We start from the raw sequence: 22,072 nt of genomic DNA on the forward strand, positions 1-22,072 counted from the left end.
ACTTGGAGGCCGGCCACCGATCAGCCGGCTGCTACCAACCTGATGGCCGGGTACAGCTAGGGGCTTCTCCCGCGCCCCGCGGGTGACCTCGAACGGGCACTTTCGCACTGAAACCTCCGGGTTTCGGCACGAAAGTGCCCGTTCGTGTGTGTAGCGAGTGCGTCGCGGGGGCTCGCTGCGGTGACTGCCGGGACCCGCTCAGCTCGCGGCCCGATAGACTGTCAGGGTGAGCAACGAGATCGAGATCGGCCGCGGCAAGCGGGCGCGACGCGTGTACACCTTCGACGAAATCGGTGTGGTCCCCACCCGCCGTACCCGAGACCCGGAACTCGTGTCGACCGCTTGGTCGATTGACGCGTTCCAGTTCGAGATCCCGGTGCTCGGCGCACCGATGGACTCGGTCATGTCGCCCGAGTCAGCGATTGCGCTCGGGAAGCTTGGCGGCCTCGGGGTCTTGAACCTTGAAGGCCTCTGGACGCGGCACGAGAACCCCGAGCCCCTGCTCGCGGAACTCGCCACGATCACCGACGATGTGGCCGCGGTGCACCGCATGCGGGAGCTGTACGCCGCTCCGATCCTGCCCGAACTGATCCGGGACCGCCTGGGCCAGATCCGCGAGGCAGGGGTGACCGTTGCCGGTGCGTTGTCTCCGCACCGCACCGCAGAATTCACCGACACGGTGGTCAAGGCGGGCGTCGACCTCTTCGTAATCCGCGGCAACACTGTTTCCGCCGAACATGTGTCCCGCGACGGCCGCGAGCCGCTCAACCTGAAGCAGTTCATCTACGAGCTCGACGTGCCCGTCATCGTGGGTGGCGCGGCGACATATCAGTCAGCGCTGCACCTCATGCGGACCGGCGCGGCCGGTGTGCTCGTGGGGTTCGGTGGCGGCGCATCATCGACCACGCGCGTCACACTCGGAATCCGCGCCCCGATGGCCTCGGCCATCGCTGACGTTGCGGGAGCACGATCGGACTACCTCGACGAGTCGGGCGGGCGCTACGTGCACGTTATCGCGGACGGTGGCCTCGGCACCTCCGGCGACATGATCAAGGCGGTGGCTTGCGGGGCAGACGCAGTGATGCTCGGTGGTGCACTCGCGAAGGCCTCCGACGCTCCCGGGCACGGCTGGCACTGGGGCCAGGAAGCGCACCACGAGGATCTGCCGCGCGGATACCGTGTGCAGGTCGATTCGGTCGCCCCGCTCACCGAGATCCTGAACGGCCCGGCCAACGTCGCCGACGGCAGCGCAAACCTGATCGGTGCCCTGCGCCGTGCGATGGCAACCACCGGCTACTCGGAGCTGAAGGAATTCCAGCGCGTCGGCCTCGTCTACGCCGAACGCTAGGCAGGGTGGCGGTGATCCGCCGCCACCCTTCCACCCCCACCACCGCCGAACTGAGAATCGAGAACGTACCCGGTGTCGACACCGCAGAAACCTGAATACCTCGGGGATCCGACCCTCGGGCAGGTGATGCGGCGTCCGCTCTGGGTGCTTGCCCTCCTGCTTGCCCTTGCGGTGGCCGGTGGCTTTGCTTGGCTCGGCCAGTGGCAGATGGGCATCGCCGTGCGGTCTGCGGATGAAACGGTGCTCGACACAGAGACCTCGCGTCCGCTTGCCGAGGTCAGCGACCTGGCAAAGGGTGTCACCGAAGACGCCGCGGGCGTTGTGGTCCACCTCAACGGAACGTTTGTCCCCGAGGACTACCGGGTGGTTGCGCCACGTACAAACGCGGGGGAGACCGGTGCCTGGGTTGTGGGACACCTGATCACCGCTGACCCCGAACGCGCGCACCTCGCGGTGGCGCTCGGTTGGGCACCCGATGAAGCGGCCGCTGAACGGGCAATCGTTGACCTTGATACGCAGGGTGCAGGATCCCGGCTGACCGGCGATCTCGACCTCGAAGGGCGGTACATGCCGCCCGAGGGGCCCCAGATCCCAAACCCGGGCGAGGATCCGCAAGTGATGCGCACCATGATCCCCGCTCACTTTGCGAACGTGTGGCAAGACGTGGATGCCCCAGTGTACTCCGGGTACCTCGTGGCTCACCCCGAGGGCGCCGTGTTCGATGCGATCACGGATGTCGCACTCGACCCGATCGATTCGGTGGCACCGTTGCCACCTGAGCAGGTGAACTGGCTCAACGTGTTCTACGCGATCGAGTGGGTCGTGTTTGCCGGGTTCGCCGTATTCTTCTGGTTCCGACTCACCCGCGACGCGTGGGAAAAGGAACACGAACTCCAGCTTCAGGAAGCGGCGGGCGAGGACCCCGCCGACGCCCCCTCGGGGTCGCGCACCAGCGCCGAATAGATAGGACACCATGAAACTCCAGCCGAAGCCCGCCGACTATCCGCGCATCCGCAAGGCGCTGAGCTTCTACAAGGTCACCTCGGTGATCACGGGAGTCATGCTGCTCCTTCTCTGCGCCGTGATGGTGATGAAGTACGCGTTCGGCGTGCAGCTGTTCCTCTTCACCCCGAACGCTGTCGCGGAGTTCATGCCGCTCGCCCCGGAGGGCGTTGACAGCGACTTCGTGCCGCAGGGCTTTGACCTGTTCAAGGCCATCCTGATCGCACACGGCTGGTTCTACGTCGTCTATCTGGTCTCCGATTTCATGGTGTGGAGCCCGATGCGGTGGAACTTTGGCCGTTTCCTGCTCATCGCGCTGGGCGGTGTGATCCCGCTGATGTCGTTCTTCCTGGAGGGCCGGATTGTGCGCGAGGTCACCGGCTTCCTTGACGAGAAGGAATCTGCGGTCGCGCAGGCGTAGCCGTGCACCGCTGAGCCTCCCGCAGTTTCGGCCAGAGCCCCCTCCCAGGGGCGGTAGAATTGGCAGCACTTCCCTTCCGACTTCGAAAGGTCACCCCACTCGAACATGGCGACACAGGCAGAACAAATGGATACGGGACACCGCCCCGTACTCGTGGTGGACTTCGGCGCGCAGTACGCGCAGCTGATTGCCCGCCGCGTGCGCGAGGCCGGGGTCTACTCCGAACTCGTCCCGCACACAATCAGCGCGGCCGAGGTCACAGCGCTCAACCCGCTCGGCCTCGTCCTCTCCGGCGGCCCCTCGTCGGTCTACGAAGCAGGTGCCCCCCAGTTCGATGACGCGATTTTTGAGCTCGGGATCCCCGTGCTCGGCATTTGCTACGGCTTCCAGGTCATGGCGCGAGCGCTCGGTGGCGAGGTCGGCAAGACCGGCGACAGCGAGTACGGGGCCACCGAGGCGACCGTGCTCGGCGATGGCGGTGCGATCCTCGGCGGTCAGCCCGAAACGCAGAACGTCTGGATGAGCCACGGTGACGCCGTGCAGCGCGCTCCCGAGGGTTTCGACGTGCTCGCGAGCACGTCCGTGACCCCGGTTGCGGCATTTGGCTCGCCGGCACGTAAGCTCTACGGCGTGCAATGGCACCCCGAGGTCAAGCACTCCGATCACGGCCAGGCAATCCTCGAGAACTTCCTGCACCATGTCGCGGAGATCCCCGCCGACTGGAACGCCGGCAACGTGATCACCGAGCAGGTCGCACGCATCCGCGAGCAGGTCGGCAACGCCCGTGTCATCTCGGCGCTCTCGGGCGGCGTTGACTCGGCCGTGTCGACCGCGCTTGTGCACGAGGCGATCGGTGATCAGCTGACCGCCGTGTTTGTGGATCACGGACTGCTCCGCAAGGGCGAGCGCGAGCAGGTGGAGCGCGACTACGTCGCCTCAACCGGTGTGCGCCTCATCACCGTTGACGCAGCAGACACGTTCCTGGGTCACCTCGCGGGGGTGACCGACCCCGAGGAGAAGCGCAAGATCATCGGTCGCGAGTTCATTCGCGCGTTCGAGCAGGTCCAGCGGGAACTCGTCGCCGAGGCGGCGGCCGAGGGCGAATCCGTGAAGTTCCTCGTGCAGGGCACGCTGTACCCGGACGTTGTTGAGTCCGGTGGCGGATCCGGCACCGCGAACATCAAATCCCACCACAACGTGGGCGGCTTGCCCGACGACCTTGATTTCGCCCTGATTGAGCCGCTGCGCGCGCTCTTCAAGGACGAGGTGCGGGCAATTGGACGCGAGCTTGGGATCCCCGAAGAGATCGTTGGCCGCCAGCCGTTCCCCGGCCCCGGCCTGGGGATCCGTATCGTGGGCGAGGTGACCCGCGAGCGCCTCGAGATCCTGCGCGAGGCCGACGCGATCGCACGTGCCGAGCTGACCGCTGCTGGTCTTGACCAGCAGATCTGGCAGTGCCCGGTTGTGCTGCTCGCCGACGTGCGCTCGGTGGGCGTGCAGGGTGATGGCCGGACCTACGGCCACCCGATTGTGCTGCGTCCGGTGTCCTCCGAGGACGCCATGACCGCTGATTGGACGCACGTCCCTTACGACGTGCTGGCGCGCATCTCGAACAAGATCACGAACCAGGTGCCCGAGGTCAACCGCGTGGTACTCGACGTCACGTCGAAGCCGCCGGGGACAATCGAATGGGAGTAGCCGCGCGCTGACGCCAGGGCGTTGCGCGGAACACCACAGCGGGGGTCGGCATGAGCCGGTCCCCGCTGTGGTGTGTGCGCCGTCCTTACCGTGCGGCGCTCGCGTCGATCTGCGCGATCCGGCGCTGCACGAACTGTGCGAGGAGCTCATCGCTCAGATCCTGGCCGGCACCCAGGTGGATCGAGCCCTTTGTGCTGCCGAGTCCGGCAGCCGTGACCGCGTCCGCCAGCTCGCCCAGATTGCCGTGCGGGTACACGCCGATGTGTTTCCGCGTCTGCACGATCGAAAGCAGGCCCTTGCCGCGGTAGAGCAGTGACGGCATGCCATAGGACCGGCCCTCAACAGCATCGGGTGCGAGTGCCTGCGCTCGTGCGAACAGCTGCGCGATGCGTGTCCGCTCAGGCTCAGCAAGCGTGGTGAGGTACTCCGTGACCTCGGTTCCTGTGTCTGCGCTGCTCATGCCGGCAGTATCTCATGGTGTGACGCGGGGCGACAGAGCGAAATTCACGTGTCCGCAACCAGGCGCAGCAGACGCGGTTCGTTCTCCTCGATGTGCTCAATCACTGCGCGCTGCGCCTCGAGTGGACTGCGTGCGAGTACGGCATCTTTAATGCGTGCGTGGTCGCGAAGCACCTCGGCGAGCGGCATCGCGGCCTCGACCTCCAGTCGCAGGATGAGCCGGATGGCATAGGTCATCTCGACGGCAATCTGGGCAAAGAACGCGTTCAGGCGGTCGCTGCCGATGAGGGCGATCACGCTGGAGTGGAAGCGGAGGTCAGCGAGCGCGTGGGCCACGGAATCCTGTCCGGCGTGGGCGGATCGTGCGAGTTCCGTGTATGCGGCGTCCACGGCCCGGAGTAGCTCGGGCGGGGCCGAGCTGCACGCGATTGCGCCCTGGCCTTCGAGTGTGCGGCGCACACGGTACAGGTCCCGGATGTCGTGCGTCGTGAACGCCCGAACCGTGGCGCCCCGGTTCGGCTCGTGGGTCACGAGCCCGTCGCGAGCAAGCTCTTGGAGGGCCTCGCGAGCTGTGCGGCGCGAGCACTCCAGTTCTGCGGCGAGGGCGACCTCGCGCAGCGGAGCGCCGGGGGCGCGTGTGAGGGCAAGGATTTGTTCGCGGAGCGTCGCCGCAACCTGGGCCGGGGAACTCACCGCGTCGCCTCGACTGCGGGGTTCCGGGTGGCCAGGAGTGCGGCAAACGTGTCTTCGGAGCCTGTCGAGCGCATTCGGGCGTAGTCCGCGCGATCCGCCGTTGTGTCTTGCTCAGCGCCCGCGCCCTGCACACGGACATGCCACACAGTGATGTTCAGGGCCAGTCGGGCGAGCACAAGTGGCGTGAATACCTCGCGTTCGGCAGGCGTGAACGGGAGCACTGACTCCCATCCAGCCGCAACCGCGGCGACGGCGTCTTCGGGGCGTGCTGCGTGGCGGGCCAGGTAGGCCGCGGCGACCGTGGGCTCAGCGACGCGCCACCCGACAAGCATGTCGTCAAAGTCGAGGATCGCGGCGACCCGGCCCGCGGCGTCCGCAAGCACATTTGAGTCATGGAGGTCCTGATGCACAAGCGTGCGGGGGAGATCCGGTGCGAGCGGAGCGACCTCGCGGGCGAGGAGCGCGCGGGCCTGCTCGGCGATCCGGCGCACCCGAGGATTCGTGACGTCGGGGAGGTGTGCCTGGATGACCGCGTCCATCGTCTCGGCGGCCCAGGTGTGGGTGATGGACTGCGGAGGGGGCGGGGCTGTCGCGAGGATCTGCTGCATACGCGCGGCTTCAGCGCCGAGGGCACAGCCGAATGCTGTCGTGTCGAGCGCGGTGCCGGGCTGCTCGGTGTGCAGTGCGCCATAGGGGGAGGCATCGACCCAACTCGTAACGGTGACGGCGACCGGGTCGGCCTGATCGTCGGTTCCAGCGTGGCTGCGGGGTGCGGTGCCGACCAGTGTTCCGTCCTGCGCCGTCACGGTTGCAGGAACCGGGGCGCCCGCGTCACTCAGGCTTTGAGAGACCTCGGCACGCCACCGCTGCACGGCGAGCTCGGTGGAGTCCGAGGCCTGGAACTTGACCGCGAGGTCCGTGGGCTCGGCGCCCGGGAGTGAGCCGCGCGCGCGGAAGGTGCTCGCGAGCTCGCTCCCGAGCGGGTGCAACGGTTCAGTCAGCGTGATCCCGTGTGTGCGCTGCAGGATCGCGGCGGCCTCGCGGGGGTCCAGTGTCAGTGTGCGCGGGCGCATGTCACCTCCGAAAGCTCTCGGGACACAGCTACTGTGCTGACCAATCCCGAGACATTTCTCATAATCTAGCCTATATTGGTGACCAATTCGAGAAATACTCGGACCATCAGGAGGCGATCAATGGCACCGCAGGCAGCTCGCATCGAAGGATCCGGCACCGCCGCATCACGCTCGGTCATGGTGAACGGCTACGACGCCGCCGCCGTCCCTGAGCTGGCACTCCGGGAACGCGAGCTGATCCGGCGCAGAGAACGCGTGCTGGGGCGACCGTACCGGCTGTTTTATCGGGAACCCTTCCACCCGGTCCGGGCGAGCGGAGCGCACCTGTTCGACGCGGAGGGACGTGACTATCTCGACGCCTACAACAACGTTCCGGCTGTGGGTCACAGCAACCCTCGTGTCCAGGCCGCGGTGACCGCGCAGCTGGGCGCGCTCAACACGCACACCCGCTACCTCACCGATGGGGTGGTCGAGTACGCCGAGCGTCTCACCGCGCTGTTTCCTGAGCCGCTCTCACAGGCAATTTTCGCGTGCACCGGGAGTGAGGCTGTGGACCTCGCGCTCCGCATCGTGCGGCACGCAACTGGCGGGCAGGGCATCATCATTACCCGCAACGCCTACCACGGCACCACCGCAGCAACCGCGGCGATCTCGCCAAGCCTCGGCCCGGGCAATCCGATCCCGGACACCGTGGCGCTCGTGGACGCACCGGAGTCGGCACCAGACGGTGGCGTCGGGGAGCGAGTATTCGGTGAGCAGGTCCGCGCCGCAATCGCGGACTTTGCCGCCCGCGGCATTCCGTTCGCCGGGATGATCGTCGACTCGGTGCTCTCGAGCGACGGACTACGGCTTGCACCTCAGGGTTTCCTCGCCCAAGCCGCCGAGATCGTGCGCGCAGCTGGGGGACTGTACATTGCAGACGAGGTGCAGCCCGGCTTCGGGCGCACCGGTGACTGGTGGGGGTTCACCCGGCACGGCTGTGCCCCGGACCTCGTTGTACTGGGGAAGCCGATGGGGAACGGGATGCCGATCTCGGCGGTTGTGGGCTCGCCTGCGCTGTTCGAGCGGTTTGGTGCCGAAGTGCGGTACTTCAACACCTTTGGCGGCAACCCCGTCAGTGTCGCCGCCGCCGGGGCGGTGCTCGACGAGATCGAGGATCGCGAGCTGCGTGTCAGTGCCGCGCGAGTGGGGGCGCTGCTCACGGACGGGCTGCGCGCGGTGAGCGCCGGCGACGACCGCATTGCCGAGGTCCGTGGTGCCGGGCTTTTCCTGGGGGTCGATGTCGTGGATGCAGCGGGTGCGCCGGATCCGGCAACCGCACTCGCTCTGGTGAATGGTCTGCGCGATCGTCGCATCCTTGTCAGCGCCTCGGGCACCGGGGAAAACGTCCTGAAGATCCGGCCACCCCTGGTGTTCGACGCGGCCGACGCCGAGCGCTTCCTCGACGGTTTCGCGGCCACGCTGCGCAGCCTCCGGTAGTACGGGTCGCCTCGGCCCTACTCGGCCCTACTTGGACTGCGCGTGCCCGGCCTGCGCTTGCCCGTCCTGCGCTTGCTCGACCTGCCCGGCCTACCCGTCTCCTGGGCTGACGAACTCCTCGGAGATTCTGCGCCCGGGGGCCAGAAACGCGAAAAATCTCCTCGAAACTCGTGAATCTCCGTCGCGCTGGTGAGTGCGGTGCGGGGTGGGGGCGGTGCAGGGTCCGGGTGGTGCGGGTGGTGCGAGGCCAGGGGTTGCACGCAGGGTCCGGGCGCGCGGCAGGACCCAAAAACGCCAGTGGGGGCCAGGCCGAAGCCGGACCCCCACTGGCGTCGGAGGAACGCAGCGGTTAGTCGCTGCCGCGCAGGATCGCGAGGAGGCGCAAGATCTCGACGTACAGCCAGATCAGCGTGACCATGAGGCCAAAGGCCGCGGACCATGCCCATTTCTCGGGCACGCGGTTGCGGACGCCGTTCTGGATGAGCTCGAAGTCCATCACCAGTGAGTACGCCGCGAGGAAGATCGCGAGAGCGCCGATGATGACGCCCAGCGGCATCCCGAACAGCTGCACACCGCGCAGGCCCCAGGGGTCCGAGTTCACGCCGGTCCACATGAGGATCATGTTGACGACGGAGAACACGAGGTAGCCCACCATCGCGATGAGCACCATCTTGGTCATGCGGGGGCTTGTGCGCACCTTGCCGCTGCGGAACAGCAGCAGGGTCACGCCGAAGACGGCGAGAGTGCCGATCACGGCCTGGGACACGATGCCCGACCAGCGCGCCTCAAAGATGCCCGAGATGCCACCCAGGAACAGGCCCTGGGCGACGGCGTAAGACACGATGAGCGGAACGCTCGGCTCCTTCTTGAAGGAGTTCACGAGTCCGAGGACGAGGCCGATGATCGCCCCGGGAAGCGCGAGGATCGGCATGAACCAGCCCACGGCACCGAAGGCGAGGACAATGACAAAGAGCATCACCGTCTTGGAAATCGTGTTCTCGTAGGTCATCGGGCGGTCAGAGGGGGCGACGACCGGCGGCTGCTCGCCACCGAAACCTGCCTGCTCGACCGGGGTGTCAATGCCCGGGCGCTGCGTCTGCGCGGCGGGCTGATCGTAAATACGGCGCAGCTCGTCAGCGCTGAGGGTCTTGCCGTTCAGTGCTGGGTTGTTGCTGAGAGCCGGGTTGCTCATGCGTCGGAATCCTTTCCTGGCGTCTGGAGTGGGTCCAGTTTATCGATTCACGGCTTCGGAGCGGCTGTGACTTCGTCGGCTGTTCGTGCAGGGCGTACCCGCGTGACCCCGCAGCGCAGCGCAGGTGACGTGCCCTACGCTGGAATCATGTCAACGCGCGCGGCCGGGGGGCCGCTCATCATCGGGCACCGTGGAGCGCCGGGCTACCGCCCCGAACACAGTGCGGCGGCGTACCGCCTAGCGTTCGAGCTGGGGGCCGATGCGGTCGAACCCGACATCGTCGCGACCAGCGACGGGGTGCTTGTTGTGCGACACGAGAACGAGATCTCGGGCACCACGAACGTCGCCGATCACCCGGAGTTCGCAGCCCGCCGTACGAGCAAGATTGTTGACGGCACGAAGCACACAGGCTGGTTCGTGGAGGACTTCACCTGGGAAGAGCTGTCGCGCCTGCGCTGCCGCGAGCGGCTGGCAAAGGTGCGGCCCGACAACCTCGAGTACGACAACACCGAATCGATCCTGCGCCTGCGCGATGTGCTGCGCATCGTGGACGAGGCAAGCGCGGCATCGGGTCAGCCGAAGCGGGTTGTTGTCGAGATCAAACACGCGAAGTTCCTGCTGCAAGTCGGCCTCGATATCGGTTCACTGCTGCTCGCCGAACTCGCGGCGACCGGGTGGGATGCTCGCCCCGAACAGCTGATCATCGAGTCGTTCGAGCTCGGCGTGCTGGAGAGCCTGAGCCGCGCACGGGTCCGCGGCACGCTCGTCTACCTCACCGAACGGTTCGGCACACCGCCGGACGAGCCGCAGCCGGGGCGTCCGAGCCGCAACTACGCCTGGTACCGGAGCGATGCGGGACTCGATTTCCTCGCGCAGCGCGTCGACGGGATCAGTGTTGCGAAGGGCAACCTGATCCGGGTCAATGCGCTGGGTCGCGCGACCGGCCCCACCGATCTCGTGGCGCGGGCGCACGCGCGGGGCCTGCTTGTCTACACCTGGACATTGCGCCCCGAAAACCGGTACCTCAATGTCCGATTCCAGTCCTCACTGCGCGGGGCCGATTGGGGGGACTGGCAGAGCGAATTCGGGCTGATCCTGAGCTCCGGTGTCGACGGTGTGTTCCTCGACCATCCGGATCTGGGTGTTGCGCTGCGGGATGCGACAGCGTAGTTCCCTGGCTGGCGTTAGCGCTGCGATCCGGCACACTCGCCGACGAGGTTGCGCTCCATCAGCGTGCGGAGCTCCGGCCCGTGCCAGCCGGCGTCGAGCAGATACCCGAGCTTCGCGGTCGCCGCTTCCACGGTGAGATCCGAGCCGTCGATGACCCCGGCCTTCGCGAGCTCGTGGCCCACGGCGTAGCGGGAGAGCTCGACCCCGCCGAGTGCGCACTGCGTGATCGCGACGACCGGAATCTCAGCCCCGATTTCGCGCAGGGCGCCGGCCATTCCGAGCCTGGCCATCGGCGCATTGCCGCTGCCGTAGCACTCCAAGATCAGGCCGTCAGGCCGTCCGCCCACTGCCGCCTGCAGATCGAGGACGGTGACGGCGGGCACGAAGCGGAATGTGAGGATCCGGGCCGCGCGGATCGTTTCCGGTGTGCCAGCCGCCGGGGTGCCCGGCATCCCGTGTGCACCGCGAGCGAGGGGGGCTTCGGCGCGGAACGCGGCGAGGGATCGGCTGTCGTGCTTCGTGGCGCGCACAGCCGGGAGCAGCGCCCCGCCGAAGGCGATTGCGACGGGAGAACCGGGTGCTGCGCGCACCGAGGCTCGGATTGCGAGCGTGAGATTGTCGATCGCGTCAGTATCGGCGGTGCCATGCGGGAGCTGGCTGCCGGTGATCACCACGGGTACGCCAAGATCGGCGAGTTCAAAAGCGAGGCGCGACGCGGTGAATGCGAGGGTGTCGGTGCCGTGTGTGATCACGACGCCCCGCGGCCTATGGGTCCGCACGCGGGCGCGGATCGCCCGCGCGATCTTCGGTGCGGTGTCGGAGTCTGCATTCGCGCTATCGATGGGTGGGAGCAGGTGGTTCACGCGGGGCGTGATCCCGAGCGGCCCGCAGATTCCCGCAACGATCTGCTCCAGGATCTCCGGAAAATCTGGGTCCGGGGCGAGCCCCGCGTCGGTCGCGCGCATCCCGATTGTGCCGCCTGTGGCGAAGACGAGAACGGAACGCGTGGACGATGCGGCGGCAGACATGCCTCCCATTCTGGCCGATGGGGGAACTTTCCACAGATTCAGCCGCACCGGGTGACGCGGATCTTGGCTCCGGGTATGGTGACCTAGGGGAGGGGCTCGCTGAAGTTCACACCCAATTGGAGACCAGATGCGCCGGATCGGCCGCACGTTTTCGCCCCTGCCCCATCGACTGCCCCTGCGACGGCACCGTGGTGCGCTGCCCGCACTGCTCGGTGGGGCGCTCCTTGCCCTTGTGCTGAGCAGCCCCGGTTCGCCGGCAGCTGCAGAGGCCCAGGCCGAACCGCCACGCTCTGACTGCGTATCCACGGCGGGGGAGGAATCCAAGGCGCAACTCGACGACGCCGCGAGCACGGAAGGGCCGAGTTCTGCACCGGAACCTTCCGGACCGGTGACGACACCGAGTGCGGAGCGGGGTGCTGCCCCCACGGGGTCCGGGGTGCCCTGCGCGTCTCCGGACGAGGAAGACGTGCAGCGGCTCTCTCCGGGGAGCTCCGCGGCGGCGATCCAGATCGCGATGTATGAGGAGCATGTCGTGGCAAGCTCGGGTGCGCAGGCACGCGTGCTGATGCGGATCACCAACGCTGCGGGACAGGCGCTCCCGAACGAGACAATTACTGTCGTGAGCGACGACCCTGCACACACGCTCACTGAGGTCGAGGACCTGGGGGATGGTCGCTATCGCGCGGGGGTTACTGCCTCGGACCGGGTGGGAACGGCGACGCTCACAGCCACGGTGGCGACGACATTCCCCGAGGTCACCGGGAATGTGACGCTCACGCAGACGCTGGGATTGCCGGCGCTGACGTCGACGTTTTCGCTCTCGCTCACCGAACTCCCCGCGGACGGCAAAGCCACAACCGAGGTGACCGTGTCCGCCCGCGATTTCCAAGGACGGCTGATTCCCGGTGCCCGGATGTCTCTGGCTTCGACGGATCCGGGACAGCTGCTGAGCGAGCTTGTCGAGACAGTGCCGGGAGAGTTCACCGCGACGGTGCGCGCATCCACGACTCCGGGAACGAGCACCCTCAGCTTGTGGACGGGGGATCTGCCGAACGATGCGGTGCTGCCCCCGCCGTTGTGGTGGGCGGACGCGCAGCCGCCGGTGGCTGGAGATTTGAAGCCGGACGCCGGACGCCTGTATGAGCTGGAACTGACCCAACGGCCGACTGGTACTGACCCGGGCACGGGCACGGGCACCGGATCCGGCACGGCGTTGCCGCCGGCCCTGGCGAACACGGGAGCTGGCGCACCAGGGGGCACTCTCGCCGCCGCCGCATTCCTGACGCTTGCGGGTGGAGCCCTCTTTGGCCTGAGGCGCACGCGCGTGTAGCGGTCCGTGAGAGCTCTGCCGCGAGATGTCAGGGGTCGCGCCTAGACTGGAGCCACAATGAGCGAGTTCGAACTTCTGGATCCCGGTGCCCCCGTCGGTGGTGCCTTCGGCGGCGGTGCTTTTGGTGACGGTGCCGCTGGCGGCGTTGACCCCCTGCTCGACGGGTTGAACCCCGCACAGGAGCGCGCCGTGATTGCGCGCGGCCCTGCACTGCTGATCGTCGCCGGTGCCGGATCGGGCAAGACGCGTGTGCTGACCCATCGAATTGCGCACCTGATCCGGGAGAAGGAGGCCTGGCCCAGCCAGATCCTCGCGATCACGTTCACCAACAAGGCCGCCGCGGAGATGCGGGAGCGCATTGGCGGGCTGCTGGGGAGCGCCGCCGAAGGCATGTGGGTGTCGACGTTCCACTCGGCGTGCGTTCGGATCTTGCGGCGCGAAGCAGAACGCTTCGGCTACGTGTCGGGCTTCACGATATACGACTCGGCGGACTCGCGGGCCCTGCTCAAGCGCATCATCAAAGAGCTCGACGCGGACACCTACGGGTTTACGCCGGCAAACGCGGGGTCGAAGATCTCGCGTCTCAAGAACGAGCTCACCGACGTCGACGCGTACTCAGCAACAATGAACGCATCCGATCCGCGAGACCGCTTGTTTGTGGAGATATTCCGCATGTACGAGCAGGAGCTGCGGCGGGCCAATGCGTTCGACTTTGACGATCTGATCGGGCAAACCGTGCACCTCTTCCGGGCACACCCTGACGTGGCAGCGGTCTACCAGCGCCGGTTCCGGCACATCCTTGTTGATGAGTACCAGGACACAAACCACGCGCAGTACTCGCTGATCCGGGAGCTCACACGGCCCGTGCCGCTCGCGCAGGTCAGCCAGCTCGTGCCACCCGTGCGGGATCGGGAACTCGACGCGAACGGGCAGATCCCCGGGGCCAGCCTCACCGTGGTGGGCGATTCAGATCAGTCGATCTACGCGTTCCGCGGCGCAGACATCCGCAACATCGTGGAGTTCGAGCGTGATTTCGTGGGGGCCGAGGTCGTCAAACTTGAGCAGAACTACCGATCTACTCAGAACATCCTGAGCGCCGCGAACGCCGTGATCGGCAACAACTTCGACCGCCAGGAAAAGAATCTCTGGACCTCGGAGGGTGACGGCCCGAAGATCGTCGGATTCACCGGGTACTCGCAGCACGACGAAGCCCGTTTTGTTGCCGAGGAGATCGAGGATCTGCACCGTGGCGGCCTCGACTACAACGACATCGCCGTCTTTTACCGCACCAACTCGCAGACCCGTGCGCTCGAGGAACTCCTCATCCGGTCAGCCATCCCGTATCGCGTACTGGGGGGCACGAAGTTCTATGAGCGTGCCGAGGTGAAAGACGCGATGGCGTATCTCACCAGCATCGCGAACCCGTTTGATCCGATCGCCTGGTCCCGGCTGCTCGGAGCACCCAAGCGCGGAATCGGCCCCATGGCCGAGGCGCAGCTCGCAAACTTCCAGGAGGCGGAGGGGATCACGCTGCACGATGCCCTGCTCCGCGCGGGAGAGCTTTCCTTTGGGCCCAAGGTGCGCGGCGCGATCCTAGGACTCGGAGAACTGCTGGTGCGCGCGTCACGCATGGCCGCGGGCGGCGGCACCACCGACGTGATCGCCGCACCCGGAGAAGAACCGGAGGAGAAGACCCCGGCCCCGGTGGGCGACGTGCTCAAGCTCATCCTCGATGAGACCGAGATGATCGAAAAGCTCCGCGCCAAGCGGGACCCCCAGGATGACGCGCGCGCCGAGAACCTCGAAGAGCTTCTCGCTGTGGCCCGCGAGTTCGACGTGAAGCAGCCCGGTGCGGGTCTCCTCGCGTTCCTCACCGAGGTCAGCCTCGTGGCGGCAGCTGACGATCTCGACGACTCGAGCGGCACAGTCTCCCTCATGACAATGCACACGGCAAAGGGTCTGGAGTACCCGGCAGTGTTCATTACGGGGGTGGAAGAAGGACTGATCCCGCACCAGATGTCCGTTGATGAGGTCGGTGGCGTCAACGAGGAGCGGCGGCTCATGTACGTGGGCATCACGCGTGCCCGTGAGCGGCTCTACCTGACCCTTGCCTCGACGCGGGCCACGTTTGGCGATGTGTCGGTGGCCATGCCCTCGCGCTTCCTGCAGGAGATCCCCGAAGCGCTCATTGACTGGCGGCAGTCGCCCGGGGAAGTGACGAGCCGCGGCGGCACGGCCTCGCGCGCGCTCAACGCGCCATCGCGGCCGGGTGCCGCGGGGCCGCGCACACGGGGTGGTCGGGTCGAGTCCGCGGTCTCCTTCGGGAACGGCGGCGGATCCGGCGCTGCTGCCGTCTCGGAGCCCGCAAGCGGCAACATGCAGTCCGCGCTCGAGCAGTGGCGGGAGCGCAAGCGCGCCGCGAAGGCCGCACAGGCCTCCGGCGGCGGCTTCCCGAACACGATCGGACTGGGAAGCCGCGACAACGGCGACCTCGCCCTCGAAATCGGAGACCGCGTGCGCCACGACGAATACGGTGAGGGCCGCGTTGTGCACCTGACGGGTGCCGGAACCAAACGCATCGCACACGTGGACTTCGAGTCTGTGGGGGAGCGCAAACTCCTGGTCAAGCTCGCGCCCATTACCAAGGTCGAATGATCAGAGCCAGCGTCGCAGCGGTCGCTGCTGTGATGCTGGCCGCAGCGGGCACTCCAGCACGCTAGCCGAGAACGATACGGTATTCCGCCATTGCTCGGTGGAAGTCCTCATCGTTTGCAGTCACGTCGCCGTCGCCGGTCATCCAGTCGCTCATCTGCGTGGTGATGACGCCGTGCATGAGTGACACTGCAAGCGAGGCCTCGCGCAGTGACGAGTCGAGCTTCGCGTGCTCGGGGTGCGCTTCAAGCCAGGCGGCCGCCGTCGCAGTGAGGGCGTAGCCCGATTCCAACAGCGACGACATGGTGATGCGGCCGGCAACAGGCTGCTCCGCGATCAGCTGGGCGCGCAACCGAGCCACTTCAGTGTTCACGTAGCTGTGTCCGATCGCGGCAAACAGGAGCCGGAAGACGCCGAGCGTCAGGTCGTCGGGGCTGCTGTCCAGGATGGAGAACGCCTCAGTGCCCTCGGGCAAGTTGATCGCGCGACCCACGATCGCGTAGTCGCGGGCGGGAAAGTAATTGAAGAACGTGCTGCGGGAGATGTCGGCGCGCTCACAAATCGCCTCGACGGTGACGTTCTCGATTCCGAGTTCGAGCGCCAGCGACACCGCCGACGTCTCAATCGCGTTTTCGGTCGCACGACGTTTCCGTGCGCGAAGCCCCTCAGGCTTCTGTTCTCCAGTGGTGCTCACTCGGCGTCAACTCCAGTCGAAGCCTGGTCGGGAAAAGCTCGATGTTCCGAGCGTGGCTTCGACTGGATTGAGTCTAGCGAGACTGCCTGAGAAAGCCGAACGTGTCCTGTGTCGTCTGGATCCTCTGAGATTTCTCTGAGTTGAGTGTGTACGCTACGGGGTGGGGGTTTTGGGGGACCGCGCGGATTTTCGCGCAGTGGGGAGCGAGCAGTCTGATGTGGGGGGTGTTTGAGCGCCTGCGCACGAGGCAGGACGCGCATTCGGCGTACCTTCTTGCGGCTGCCTCTTTTCTCAGCATGACACTTGTCGTGGACCTGATGGCGCACACCCAAATGGAGAACCGGTGGTTCGTCTGGGCCCTACTGGGATTCTGCGTGGCGGGCTCATTCGCGACCCTGTGGCGCGGGCGGCGCGTGCCGCGGTGGGTCGGGCTAACCTCGGTGTTTGTCTTCTTGGGGGCCCAAACCTACTTTCTGAGCCTGCCGAACGATCCGCCGTCGGTGATCGCGTCGGTGCAACAGCTGCCGGTGGTTGCGTTCTACCTCGGCTGGTTTGTGCGGCCCAAACTCGCGCTCATCATCATGGGTGTCAGCGCCACGGTGTTCAGCGCCGTCATGATTGGCAACCCGCTCTTCGACGCTGACGGCGCGATCGGGGCCCCGGTTGCGATGCACGGAATTCTCGGGATGCTGTTCTGCTTCACCGCGGGGATGTACCTGTGGCGACGTCAATTGCGAATCGCATCAGTGGATCAGCTCACCGGGGCGCAGAACCGGCAGGGGCTCAACGCTCGCCTGTCAGACATGCTCCGAAAGCGGGCGATCAGCCGTGCCCCGTTTGTGGTTGTGGCGATCGATCTCGACGATTTCAAGCAGCTCAATGATGCCCGCGGTCACGCCGCCGGGGATCTCGTGCTGAGCCGCACCGTGCACGCCTGGCGAGAAGTGAGCCGGACCGGCGACGTTGTGGCGCGACTGGGGGGAGACGAGTTTGCGCTGCTGCTTCCGAATACAAACACGCCCATGGCCGCGCAGATCGTCGAACGCCTGCAGGGCGTGTCTGAGCACCCCTGGTCGTGGGGGATCGCGGAGGTCCATCCCGGGGACACCGCTGAAGCCCTCTTTGCTCGTGCGGACGCGAGCCTGTACGAAAACAAGCGGGAGCGTCGAGCCGCGGACGCCGTGCGCCGGGCGGGGGAAGCCGTGGATCCCGGACTCGCGGCTGGATCCGACACGGTCGCCGCGCTCGTGGAAGCGCCGACACCCGAAGCCCGCCAGGCGAGTTTGCGAGCGCGCGTGTGCGCGTGGGTCCGACAACAGGCTGACCGCCTCGTGCGCTGGCAAACACCCTTTTCGTTTGTGAGCTCACTCATTCCGCTGCTTCTCGCGGTCGTGCTGCTCTCGGACCTGGTGCTCCCGCACCCAGGCCTGCACGCACGCTCCGTGGTGACGTGGTTGAGCGTCTACGTCGTCGCGGGTGTCGTGCCGCTTGTCTTGGGGCACCGCTACCCCCGCTGGGCAGGCATCGTGATGATCGCCATCATCGAGGTATGGTCGGCAATGTTCCTGCTGACTGCGCAGCATCCCCACGCTGAGATCAACGCGCTTCTCGAGCTGCCGGTGATCGCCCTCTATGTGGGCTGGTTCTACTCGAGCGTCATTGCGCGGGTGTTCATGGCGTGCAGCGTATTGCGCGTCGCCGCGACGCTACTGTGGAATCCGGAGCTGGGGCACGGGCTCGGTTCGCCCGTGATTATGGTGAGTTATTCGGTACTCATCGCACTGTTCTGTTTCGAGGGGGCACGCGGAGTGCGGCGATTGGGACAGGTGCAGGTGAGCACCGATCCGCTCACCCTTGCACTGAACCGGCGTGGCTTGATCACCGCGGGTGCGGAGCTGCGGCATCGGGCCCGCCGCGCGGGCGGTGCCGTCTCCGTCGCGCTCATTGACTTCGACCGCTTTAAGCAGCTGAACGAGAGTGGAGGCCACTCAGCCGGCGACGCAGCTCTGCGCGACACTGTGCGTCGCTGGATCACAGAGGTGGGGATGCGCGGGGTCTCAGGCCGGTCGGGTGGGATCGTGTCGCGCCTCGGCGGCGATGAGTTTGTCATCGTGTTCCTGGCTGAACGGGCCGTGGCGCAGCGGCAGCTTGAGCGTATGGCCCAGTCCTCCGCGTACGCGTGGTCGTGGGGTCTCGTTGAAGTTCCCGAAGACGAAGAACTTGATGCAGCGATCGTGCGTGCGGATGCCCGCCTGTACGCCGCGAAAGCTGGGCGCTAGCTGAGGAACCTCAGTGTCAGCTCACGGGCGGGGCAGTGGTAGGCTACCCACTGGTCGACTTATCTCGACATCGAGACATTTTCTGCCTCGCGTCCCCCACCAAAAAGCAAAGGACACTACGTGGATCTGTACGAGTACCAGGCACGAGACCTCTTCGAAGAATACGGAGTGCCGGTGCTTGCCGGCATCGTTGCCGACACCCCGGACGAGGCTCGCGCCGCGGCCGAAAAGATTGGCGGCGTTGTTGTCGTCAAGGCGCAGGTGAAGGTTGGCGGTCGCGGCAAGGCCGGCGGCGTAAAGGTTGCCAAGAACGCTGACGAGGCATACGCCGCAGCCGAGGCGATTCTCGGGCTGGACATCAAGGGCCACACCGTGAAGCGCGTGATGGTCGCGGCCGGTGCCGACATTGCCGAGGAATTCTACTTCTCGGTGCTGCTGGATCGTGCCAACCGTTCCTACCTGTCGCTGTGCAGCGTTGAGGGCGGTATGGAGATCGAGGTTCTCGCGGTTGAGAAGCCCGAGGCGCTCGCACGCATTGAGGTTGACCCGCTGCGTGGCATCGACGCTGCGAAGGCCGAGGAGATCGCGCGCGCCGCGAACTTCCCCGAGGAGCTCGTGGCAAAGGTCGCCGCGGTCTTCGAGAAGCTCTACGCCGTGTACGTCGGCGAGGACGCCACGCTCGTCGAGGTAAACCCGCTTGTGCTCACCGGTGCCGGTGACATCATCGCGCTCGACGGCAAGGTGTCGCTCGACGAAAATGCGGACTTCCGTCAGGCTGCACACGAGGCGCTCGCGGACAAGGGTGCCGAGGACCCGCTCGAGGCGAAGGCCAAGGAGCAGGACCTGAACTACGTGAAGCTTGACGGTGAGGTCGGCGTGATCGGCAACGGGGCTGGCCTCGTCATGTCGACGCTCGACGTTGTCGCATACGCAGGCGAAAACCACGGTGGGGTCAAGCCCGCCAACTTCCTCGACATCGGTGGCGGGGCGTCGGCTGAGGTCATGGCCGCGGGCCTTGACGTGATCCTCGGTGATCCGCAGGTGAAGTCGGTCTTCGTGAACGTGTTCGGCGGCATCACCGCCTGTGACGCGGTCGCCAACGGCATCGTCGGGGCACTCGAGAAGCTCGGTGACGCGGCCAACAAGCCGCTCGTGGTGCGCTTGGACGGGAACAACGTCGAGGAGGGGCGCCGCATCCTGAACGAGGCGGCACACCCGCTTGTCACCCAGGCCGCAACGATGGACGAGGGCGCCGACAAGGCCGCCGAACTCGCCAACGCCCGCTAACCCACCGACGAGACTCACGGAAAGAAGCAACAGAATGTCGATCTTCCTGAACAAGGATTCCAAGGTCATCGTCCAGGGCATCACCGGCGGCGAGGGCACCAAGCACACCGCACGCATGCTCGCGGCTGGTACCCAGCTCGTCGGTGGGGTGAACGCGCGCAAGGCCGGCACCACGGTGTCGCACATTGACGCCGCGGGCAACCCCGTCGAGCTGCCCGTCTTCGCGACGGTCGCTGAGGCTATGGCCGCGACCGGGGCCGACGTGTCGGTCGCGTTTGTGCCGCCGGCCTTCACGAAGGATGCCGCCATCGAGGCCATTGACGCGGGCATCGGCCTGCTTGTCATCATTACCGAGGGTGTTCCCGTCAAGGACTCGGCTGAGCTCTGGGCGCACGCCAAGGCCACGGGTGGCAACACCCGCATCATCGGCCCGAACTGCCCCGGCATCATCACGCCGGGCGAGGCGCTCGCTGGCATCACGCCCGCGACGATCACGGGCAAGGGGCCGATCGGCCTCGTCTCGAAGTCGGGCACACTCACGTACCAGATGATGTACGAGCTGCGCGATCTCGGGTTCTCGACGGCTATCGGTATCGGCGGCGACCCGATCATCGGAACCACGCACATCGACGCGCTTGCCGCGTTTGAGGCGGATCCCGAGACGAAGGCGATTGTCATGATCGGCGAAATCGGCGGCGACGCCGAGGAGCGTGCGGCCGAGTACATCAAGGCCAACGTCACGAAGCCCGTTGTGGGCTACGTCGCCGGCTTCACGGCACCCGAGGGCAAGACCATGGGCCATGCGGGCGCCATCGTGTCGGGCTCCGCGGGCACCGCGCAGGCCAAGCAGGAGGCCCTCGAGGCCGCCGGTGTGAAGGTTGGCAAGACGCCGACGGAGACCGCGGATCTGCTGCGCGAGGTCTACGCCGCGCTGTAGACAGCCACTCCACACAGACCCCGTCGGCCGCGCGCCGGCGGGGTCTTGTGCGTGTGCGGGCGTGCGCGCAGCGTCACCGAACGCAACACAGCGGGGGCCGGCATCGTGGGTGCGGGATACTGAACGGAGGCGCAGCCCGCCGCACACCACACCGCAGGGAGACCAGACATGAGCCAGCCGCAGGGCGCCCACCTCGTGGGCAGCATCAACTTCGACGATGCCGAGACCACGATCCGCACCGCTGCGGCCGACCTCGGTGCTCACCTGAAGCGCATTCCCGACGGCGAGGTGGGGGAGCGCTTCCACTGGATCGTGTTCCAGGCGGATCGGCTGGGTCAGACCCCGGGGATCGAGCGCGTTGGGGACACCCCGATTCCGCTCCGGATGCTCGATGCGCGCCCCGTGCAGCTCGCGCCCGGCGTGCGGGCCGCAGATCTCACGCTCGCTCCACTCGGATACGCCGAGGCCGCTCTTGAGTCATACGCGGTGTTCGCGCAGCTGCAGGACGCGGGCGTGGTTCCCGCGTCCACCCGTTTCCAGGTCTCGCTCCCAACGCCGCTCGGCGTGGTGGGCAGCATGGTGCACCCGGCAAATCGCGCCGAGTTCGAGCCCGTGTATGAGGCCGCGCTCGCCGCAGAGCTCGACTCGATCCTTGCCGCGATCCCGCACGATCGTCTCGCTATTCAGTGGGACGCCGCACTCGAGTTCGCGATCCTCGAGGGCGTGAACATGGGTGGCGCGCCGAACGAGTGGTTCGATAGCCCGTGGGAGGGCACGAGCGCGCGCCTGGCACGCCAGATCGACCGGGTGCCCGCAGAGGTCGAGGTCGGAGTACACCTCTGCTACGGCGACGTCGCGGAACAGCACTTCGTCGAGCCCGGGAACACCGAGAATCTGACGCGCTTTGCAAATCTCGTGGTGGCCGCCGCTGATCGTCCGCTCACGTGGCTGCACCTGCCCGTGCCGATCGAGCGCGACGACGCCGAGTACTACGCGGCGCTCGCTGAGCTGACGCTGCCGAGCGAGACGGAGCTGTATCTGGGGCTTGTGCACCGCGAAGACGGGGCTGAAGGTGCCGAGCGCCGGATCACGGCCGCACAGCAGCACGTGACCCGTCCGTTCGGTGTGGCCACCGAGTGCGGCTTCGGGCGCGCGCCCGAGGGCACCACGGTGCCCCTGTTCGAGGCACACCGGGCGGTCGCCGCCGCCTGGTAGCAGGGCCCCACTCGGCTGCTGAAGCCCCTGACGCTCCCGAAACCCCGTCGAGCGCGCAATTTCGCGCATTCCAGAGCCGGAGAATGTGCGAGATTGCGCACTCGGCGAAGAATCT

18 protein-coding genes are annotated in these 22,072 nt (G+C 66.6%); 12 read left to right on the top strand and 6 right to left on the bottom strand.

What is annotated here, in order from left to right:
- Window positions 1-226: 226 nt before the first annotated feature.
- The 4 genes from FM113_RS15245 (at window position 227) to guaA (ending at window position 4,469) form a co-directional block, all read left to right on the top strand.
- A complete protein-coding gene (locus FM113_RS15245; protein WP_087015688.1) occupies window positions 227-1,348 on the top strand; it encodes a GuaB3 family IMP dehydrogenase-related protein in 1,122 nt (373 codons plus the stop codon).
- A gap of 72 nt (window positions 1,349-1,420) precedes the next feature.
- On the top strand, window positions 1,421-2,311 hold the full coding sequence (locus FM113_RS15250) for an SURF1 family cytochrome oxidase biogenesis protein (protein WP_254909037.1): 891 nt from the start codon (window positions 1,421-1,423) through the stop codon (window positions 2,309-2,311).
- Window positions 2,312-2,321: 10 nt separating this feature from the next.
- Complete coding sequence (locus FM113_RS15255; RefSeq protein WP_087015689.1) at window positions 2,322-2,771, top strand: DUF3817 domain-containing protein; 450 nt, start codon at window positions 2,322-2,324, stop codon at window positions 2,769-2,771.
- Between the two features lie 126 nt (window positions 2,772-2,897).
- Entirely contained in the window at window positions 2,898-4,469 is a 1,572-nt protein-coding gene (guaA, locus tag FM113_RS15260; protein ID WP_176387256.1) for a glutamine-hydrolyzing GMP synthase, read from the top strand.
- 85 nt (window positions 4,470-4,554) lie between these two features.
- Here the strand turns inward: guaA and FM113_RS15265 are convergent, their stop codons facing one another.
- From FM113_RS15265 to FM113_RS15275, 3 genes are read right to left on the bottom strand one after another with little or no spacing between them, the layout of a single operon-like run.
- Window positions 4,555-4,929 carry an iron chaperone gene (locus FM113_RS15265; protein ID WP_087015691.1) on the bottom strand — a complete coding sequence of 125 codons (375 nt, stop codon included), beginning with the start codon at window positions 4,927-4,929 and terminating at the stop codon, window positions 4,555-4,557.
- 44 nt (window positions 4,930-4,973) lie between these two features.
- Window positions 4,974-5,621 (bottom strand): GntR family transcriptional regulator, encoded by a 648-nt coding sequence (locus FM113_RS15270; RefSeq protein WP_087015692.1) that lies wholly within the window; start codon window positions 5,619-5,621, stop codon window positions 4,974-4,976.
- Window positions 5,618-6,694, bottom strand: coding sequence for a phosphotransferase enzyme family protein (locus FM113_RS15275; RefSeq protein WP_087015693.1), 1,077 nt, complete (start codon window positions 6,692-6,694; stop codon window positions 5,618-5,620). Before FM113_RS15275 ends, FM113_RS15270 begins: the two co-directional genes overlap by 4 nt.
- A 120-nt stretch (window positions 6,695-6,814) precedes the next feature.
- Between FM113_RS15275 and FM113_RS15280 the strand changes: the two genes are divergently transcribed.
- A complete protein-coding gene (locus tag FM113_RS15280) occupies window positions 6,815-8,173 on the top strand; it encodes an aspartate aminotransferase family protein (RefSeq protein ID WP_254909038.1) in 1,359 nt (452 codons plus the stop codon).
- Between the two features lie 349 nt (window positions 8,174-8,522).
- Here the strand turns inward: FM113_RS15280 and FM113_RS15285 are convergent, their stop codons facing one another.
- Complete coding sequence (locus FM113_RS15285) at window positions 8,523-9,365, bottom strand: Bax inhibitor-1/YccA family protein (RefSeq protein ID WP_087015694.1); 843 nt, start codon at window positions 9,363-9,365, stop codon at window positions 8,523-8,525.
- A 147-nt stretch (window positions 9,366-9,512) separates the two neighbouring features.
- Here FM113_RS15285 and FM113_RS15290 point away from each other — a divergent pair, with 147 nt between their 5' ends.
- The gene (locus tag FM113_RS15290; RefSeq protein WP_087015695.1) at window positions 9,513-10,535 is read left to right on the top strand and encodes a glycerophosphodiester phosphodiesterase family protein; all 1,023 of its coding nucleotides are present in this window, start codon (window positions 9,513-9,515) and stop codon (window positions 10,533-10,535) included.
- 14 nt (window positions 10,536-10,549) lie between these two features.
- Here FM113_RS15290 and FM113_RS15295 read toward each other — a convergent pair whose 3' ends face one another.
- A complete protein-coding gene (locus FM113_RS15295; RefSeq protein ID WP_254909039.1) occupies window positions 10,550-11,563 on the bottom strand; it encodes an asparaginase domain-containing protein in 1,014 nt (337 codons plus the stop codon).
- 127 nt (window positions 11,564-11,690) lie between these two features.
- Between FM113_RS15295 and FM113_RS15300 the strand changes: the two genes are divergently transcribed.
- Window positions 11,691-12,893 carry an Ig-like domain-containing protein gene (locus tag FM113_RS15300; protein ID WP_087015697.1) on the top strand — a complete coding sequence of 401 codons (1,203 nt, stop codon included), beginning with the start codon at window positions 11,691-11,693 and terminating at the stop codon, window positions 12,891-12,893.
- 57 nt (window positions 12,894-12,950) lie between these two features.
- On the top strand, window positions 12,951-15,548 hold the full coding sequence (locus FM113_RS15305) for an ATP-dependent helicase (RefSeq protein ID WP_087015698.1): 2,598 nt from the start codon (window positions 12,951-12,953) through the stop codon (window positions 15,546-15,548).
- 61 nt (window positions 15,549-15,609) lie between these two features.
- Here the strand turns inward: FM113_RS15305 and FM113_RS15310 are convergent, their stop codons facing one another.
- Complete coding sequence (locus FM113_RS15310; protein WP_087015699.1) at window positions 15,610-16,239, bottom strand: TetR/AcrR family transcriptional regulator; 630 nt, start codon at window positions 16,237-16,239, stop codon at window positions 15,610-15,612.
- A gap of 296 nt (window positions 16,240-16,535) precedes the next feature.
- On the opposite strand from FM113_RS15310, the gene FM113_RS18525 reads away from it, so the two are divergent.
- The 4 genes from FM113_RS18525 to FM113_RS15335 all read left to right on the top strand — a co-directional run bounded on the left by FM113_RS18525 (window position 16,536) and on the right by FM113_RS15335 (window position 21,957).
- A complete protein-coding gene (locus FM113_RS18525; RefSeq protein WP_254909040.1) occupies window positions 16,536-18,518 on the top strand; it encodes a GGDEF domain-containing protein in 1,983 nt (660 codons plus the stop codon).
- A gap of 120 nt (window positions 18,519-18,638) precedes the next feature.
- Complete coding sequence (sucC, locus tag FM113_RS15325) at window positions 18,639-19,805, top strand: ADP-forming succinate--CoA ligase subunit beta (protein WP_087015700.1); 1,167 nt, start codon at window positions 18,639-18,641, stop codon at window positions 19,803-19,805.
- Between the two features lie 34 nt (window positions 19,806-19,839).
- Window positions 19,840-20,742 (top strand): succinate--CoA ligase subunit alpha, encoded by a 903-nt coding sequence (gene sucD, locus FM113_RS15330; protein ID WP_087015701.1) that lies wholly within the window; start codon window positions 19,840-19,842, stop codon window positions 20,740-20,742.
- Window positions 20,743-20,910: 168 nt separating this feature from the next.
- Entirely contained in the window at window positions 20,911-21,957 is a 1,047-nt protein-coding gene (locus tag FM113_RS15335) for a hypothetical protein (RefSeq protein ID WP_087015702.1), read from the top strand.
- Window positions 21,958-22,072: the final 115 nt, after the last annotated feature.

The organism is Leucobacter sp. 7(1) (genome assembly GCF_900163635.1).
GTDB lineage: Bacteria > Actinomycetota > Actinomycetes > Actinomycetales > Microbacteriaceae > Leucobacter.